The organism is uncultured Anaerococcus sp. (genome assembly GCF_963510575.1).
Taxonomy (GTDB): domain Bacteria; phylum Bacillota; class Clostridia; order Tissierellales; family Peptoniphilaceae; genus Anaerococcus.
Genome location: NZ_CAUPFR010000117.1, coordinates 1 through 4,744 on the forward strand (window position 1 = coordinate 1; position 4,744 = coordinate 4,744).

The window sequence follows — 4,744 nt, forward strand, 5'->3', positions numbered from 1 at the left end:
ACCTATGGCAATCATGGTTGCTACTGGCAAGTCTGCCGAACTTGGGCTTTTATTTAAAAATGCAGAAAGTCTAGAAAATCTTCATAAAGTAGATGCGATCCTATTAGATAAAACTGGCACTATTACCGAAGGCCGACCTGTGGTCACAGATCTAGTTACAAGAATGGATGAAAAATCATTCTTAGAAATAGCTGCATCATTAGAACACCTATCAGAACACCCTTTATCTGATGCAATAAACACATATGCAAAAGAAAAAAATATTAAATTGCAGACTGTAGATCAGTTTGAATCTATAACAGGTAGAGGAATAAAAGGCATAATAAATAATAATCTTTATTATGCGGGTAATCTAAGACTTATGGAAGAAAAAAATATAAGTCTTAATGATTATGAGACTGAGAATTTAAAGCTATCAAAAGATGGCAAAACATCAATGTATTTTGCAAATGAAAATGAAGTAATAGGAATGATTGCTGCCAAAGATATGGCTAAGGATTCTTCAAAAATAGCAATAGATATCCTAAAAAAGGAAAATTATGAAGTAACTATGGTAACTGGGGATAATGAAATAACTGCAGAAGCCATTAGAAAAAGTTTAAAAATTGATAAAAAATTTGCCGAAGTCCTACCTCAAGACAAGGACAAGGTTGTTAAAACTTTGCAGGCTGAAAATAAAAAAGTAGCTATGGTAGGTGATGGAATTAATGATGCTCCTGCTCTTGCAAGGGCTGATATTGGTATAGCCATAGGCAAGGGCTCTGATATAGCTATAGATTCAGCTGATATTGTCTTAGTAAAAAACAGTCTCCTTGATCTTGTGAAATCAATTGACCTATCAAGGGCAACTATCAAAACTATAAAAGAAAACTTATTCTGGGCCTTCTTTTATAATATCATCCTAATACCCTTAGCTGCAGGACTTCTTTATCCTAAATTTGGACTAACCTTAAATCCAATGTTTGCATCTGTTGCTATGAGCTTTTCTTCAGTCTTTGTATGTTTAAACTCACTTAGACTCAGAAGGTTTAAATCAGATGTAGAAGTTTTCGAAAATAATATAAGCAATAATAAATTAAAGGAGAATAAAATGAGTGAAATTAAAAAAATGATTGTAAATGTTGATGGAATGAGCTGTAACAATTGTGCTAAGCACGTTAAAAATGCCCTTGAAGATATTGATGGCGTTAGTTCTGTTGTAGTAAATTTAGATGACAAAAACGCAGAAATTTCTTATGAAGGAAATATTGACGAGAAAACAATAGAAAATGCAATCACTGAAGCAGGTTATGATTACAAGGGAATAAAATAATTAAATGAAATCTGATAAGAATAAAGCTATCAGAAAACTCAAGACTGTTGGTGGACAAATTGACGGTTTAATCAAAATGATAGAAGAAGATAGGTACTGCATTGATATTTCAAACCAGCTAATGGCCTCTATCTCTATCCTCAAAAACATCAATAAAGAAGTCCTCAGGGGGCATTTAGAACACTGCGTCTACGATAGTCTTAAACAAAAAAACGAAGATGATATCAAAAAGAAAATAGATGAGATAGAAAAAATAATTGATAAACTTAATAAAATCTAAGTTAAAAACTCCTCCAGCCTAGGCTAGAGGAGTTTTTAATTTAAAAATTATAAATATATGACATGAATCCATCATTTTTTTCAAGTATCTTAAATAATAATACACCAATGATTGGGACCATAACGAATTCACTTAACATAAATTGCATTAGAAGAACTAAAAATACTTCATTGCTTGCTAAAATTAGCCAAGTACCAATCGCAGGTACAGATACCATTAAAACAGGGAATATTGATGCAACATAAATATTTTTAGCTTTTTTCATTAACATAAAAGCTATATATGAAGAAAGTGTACCAAAGACAACATCAAATAACATCATTGGACTAAATAAATTTGCAATAGCACAACCTAATACCAGACCTGGTATAAATCTCTTGTTGTAAAAAACTAATAAAACCAATATCTCACTAAATCTAAATTGAATTGGTCCGTAGGATGCTACTGGTAACATAACTGTCAAAACAGCATACAAGGCTGCTACAACTGCAGATTTTACTAAATAATTAGTATCATCTAAACTAAAATACTTTTCTTTCATTTTTTTCTCCTTGATTTTTTTTAGTAATGGGTGCCAAGAAACATTACTCGTATATTATATACTAAAAATAAGAAATTTAAAGTTTTATTTAATTGAAGCAAAATTTATTTCTAGTAAAATGAAACTATGAAAAAGCTATTAATAATACTTATATATCTATTTAGCCTTAGCTCCTGTTCAAAGGGGCCTAATATTGATATCAAAGGCTTTATAGATGAAGAAAGTGTAAAAATAATTGAAGATATAAAATCTCTTGCTAGTGACACCTTTAATAGAAAAAATTTTCTAGACTTCACATATGATATGGGTCCAAAGAAAAAATCTGATGTTAAGGAAGATATAATAAAAAATGTTGAGGAAGCTGCAAAGCAAGATAAAAAAGCTCAATGGGTATATGATAATTTTTATAATCTAGATAATATTGAGGCTTACCTAGTAGGAAATGATACAGATACTATAGAATTTATCTACAATAAAAACCACAATTTTACAGATTTTAATTTCTATAAGGGTGAATCTGTAAAGCTAAAGAGAAAAACACCATACTACCTTCAATGGGATAATAGGTGGGCATATGATACTCTCTACCCTACTAATATCGGAATTTCTGGATGTGGCCCAACTTCTCTAGCGATGATTATTTCAAGGATGACAAATAAACCAATATATCCAAATGAAATGGCCCAAAAAGCGACTAAATTCATGAACAATGGTGGAATGGATTGGGCTTTTATAACCCACATAGCCAAAGAATATCATATCGAAGTGGAAGATATAAGTCTAGATAAGGATAAAATGATACAAGCATTAGAAAATGGCCCCCTACTTATTTCTGTTGGAAGAGGTTATTTCACTCTTTTCGGCCATCTTTTAGTAATTGATTCTTACCAAAATGGAAAATTTATTATTAATGATCCTAATAGCGTAAAAAATTCGATTATAGAATGGGATTATAATGACATTTCTGACCAAATTTTAAAAATTTGGAAATTTTCTAAATAAATACTTGACATAAACTATAAGTGGTGTTACAATATAAAGGTAGTCGAGAGGCGATATGCACCATTAGCTCAGCTGGTAGAGCACCTGACTCTTAATCAGGGCGTCCAGGGTTCGAATCCCTGATGGTGCACCATTATATGAACTATTTATAGTGAAGATTTGAAGGCAGTAGCCTTCTTTTTTTGCAAGTAATTTCTTTTTTTAATAAAATAAGTAAGATTTTTCATTTAATTATAATTTATTTTTCACTTTATTTAAAAAATATTGATTTTTCAATAATTTTTGCCCATCAAATTTTTTTTACAAATTTACTTTACTTTTTGATTTTTCCCGTATAATATAATAAAGTTTGAGATTCAAGGAGGAATTAATGAAATTAAAAACAAAAGATCTCACAACTATTGGTATTCTAGGCGCTATTGTAATTATGCTGGGTTTAACCCCGCTGGGATTTATTCCCCTAGGCGTACTTACAATAACTAGCCTACATATACCTGTTATTATTGCCGGAATTATCGAAGGGCCTATTGTTGGAGGATTTGTTGGACTTATATTTGGATTTTTCTCAATATTCAATGCTATGACTAGACCAGGTCCAATTTCTTTCGTATTTTTCAACCCACTTATTTCTATTATGCCAAGAATTTTAATAGGTGTGGTAACTGGTCTTGTTTATAAGAGCCTAAAGGATAAGGATAACAATAAACTTCGCTTATTTATGAATGTGTTTTGGAGCATAATTGTAATTGTCCTAGGATATGTAACTGTCAAATCATTTATGACAAATGTTGCTTTAGTAAATAAAATATTTTCTATAATATTTTTACTTATTGCTTGTGTTATGCTTTATCTATCTGTAAAAAATAAAAAAGCAAATTTTGCCATAGCCGTAAGCTCCTTTATGGGAACACTAACAAATTCAGGATTAGTTCTTGGATTAATTTACCTAATCTACGCACAAAAATATGCATCAGCCATAGGTATTAGTCCAGATCTTGCAGCAAAAACAATTTTTTCTGCATTTATAACAAACGCTATACCTGAGGCGATAGTTGCAATCCTTGTTGCAAGCGCCGTTGTAACATCTTTTGGAAAAAGAAGAAAATAATTTAAAAATGCACTCTAGCTCTAAGCCTGAGTGCATTTTTTTTATTTCTGTTGTATCATTTTATTGGCTAAGTCTAAAAATCTTAGGGCAAGATAATAATCATCTCCCATAAGGTCGTAGATAGCATCTTCTGTTAAGATTCCCTGATTAATTGATGGATCAATTTTACCATCATTAGAATCGTCATAATCTTTTTGAAATTGATCGCTGTAGTAATATTCTACAAGCTTATCAAAATCTTTCCTGTTATTTTCTAATCTATCTAAAATCTCATTAACCTTTACTAAAAGTTCCTTATAATTTTCATAGGTCTCAGTGTGTTTGATTAAGTAATTGTAATCCATTTTATTCCTCTCTTAAGCTTTTTATTATAGAATCAAGTTGATTTTTAATGGCAGGCACCTTATTTGGGTCTCCTCCATTACAAGCTACTATGATAATACCCTCTTTTTTTAAAAAGATAAGGTATTGTCCCCCAGCTCCTGAAGCATAAGTTACACC

At 30.9% G+C, this 4,744-nt stretch carries 6 protein-coding genes and 1 tRNA gene; 5 read left to right on the forward strand and 2 right to left on the reverse strand.

The features are described 5' to 3' along the window. Both RQ907_RS07655 and RQ907_RS07660 read left to right on the forward strand, forming a co-directional pair. Positions 1-1,312: heavy metal translocating P-type ATPase (locus RQ907_RS07655; RefSeq protein WP_311492782.1), on the forward strand; the 1,312-nt coding region annotated here is incomplete at its 5' end. 4 nt (positions 1,313-1,316) lie between these two features. Continuing rightward, positions 1,317-1,592: a metal-sensing transcriptional repressor gene (locus RQ907_RS07660; RefSeq protein ID WP_311492783.1), complete on the forward strand. Its 276-nt coding sequence runs from the start codon at positions 1,317-1,319 to the stop codon at positions 1,590-1,592. A 40-nt stretch (positions 1,593-1,632) separates the two neighbouring features. Here RQ907_RS07660 and RQ907_RS07665 read toward each other — a convergent pair whose 3' ends face one another. Then, entirely contained in the window at positions 1,633-2,133 is a 501-nt protein-coding gene (locus RQ907_RS07665; RefSeq protein ID WP_311492784.1) for a QueT transporter family protein, read from the reverse strand. A gap of 126 nt (positions 2,134-2,259) precedes the next feature. On the opposite strand from RQ907_RS07665, the gene RQ907_RS07670 reads away from it, so the two are divergent. From RQ907_RS07670 to RQ907_RS07680, 3 genes are all read left to right on the forward strand, one after another. Further along, positions 2,260-3,135, forward strand: a complete 876-nt coding sequence (locus RQ907_RS07670) for a C39 family peptidase (protein ID WP_311492785.1) — start codon at positions 2,260-2,262, stop codon at positions 3,133-3,135. Positions 3,136-3,192: 57 nt separating this feature from the next. After that, a tRNA-Lys gene (locus RQ907_RS07675) sits at positions 3,193-3,268 on the forward strand. A 237-nt stretch (positions 3,269-3,505) separates the two neighbouring features. Continuing rightward, positions 3,506-4,243 (forward strand): ECF transporter S component, encoded by a 738-nt coding sequence (locus tag RQ907_RS07680; RefSeq protein ID WP_311492786.1) that lies wholly within the window; start codon positions 3,506-3,508, stop codon positions 4,241-4,243. Between the two features lie 41 nt (positions 4,244-4,284). Here RQ907_RS07680 and RQ907_RS07685 read toward each other — a convergent pair whose 3' ends face one another. Continuing rightward, positions 4,285-4,587 carry a DUF4298 domain-containing protein gene (locus RQ907_RS07685; RefSeq protein ID WP_311492787.1) on the reverse strand — a complete coding sequence of 101 codons (303 nt, stop codon included), beginning with the start codon at positions 4,585-4,587 and terminating at the stop codon, positions 4,285-4,287. Positions 4,588-4,744: the final 157 nt, after the last annotated feature.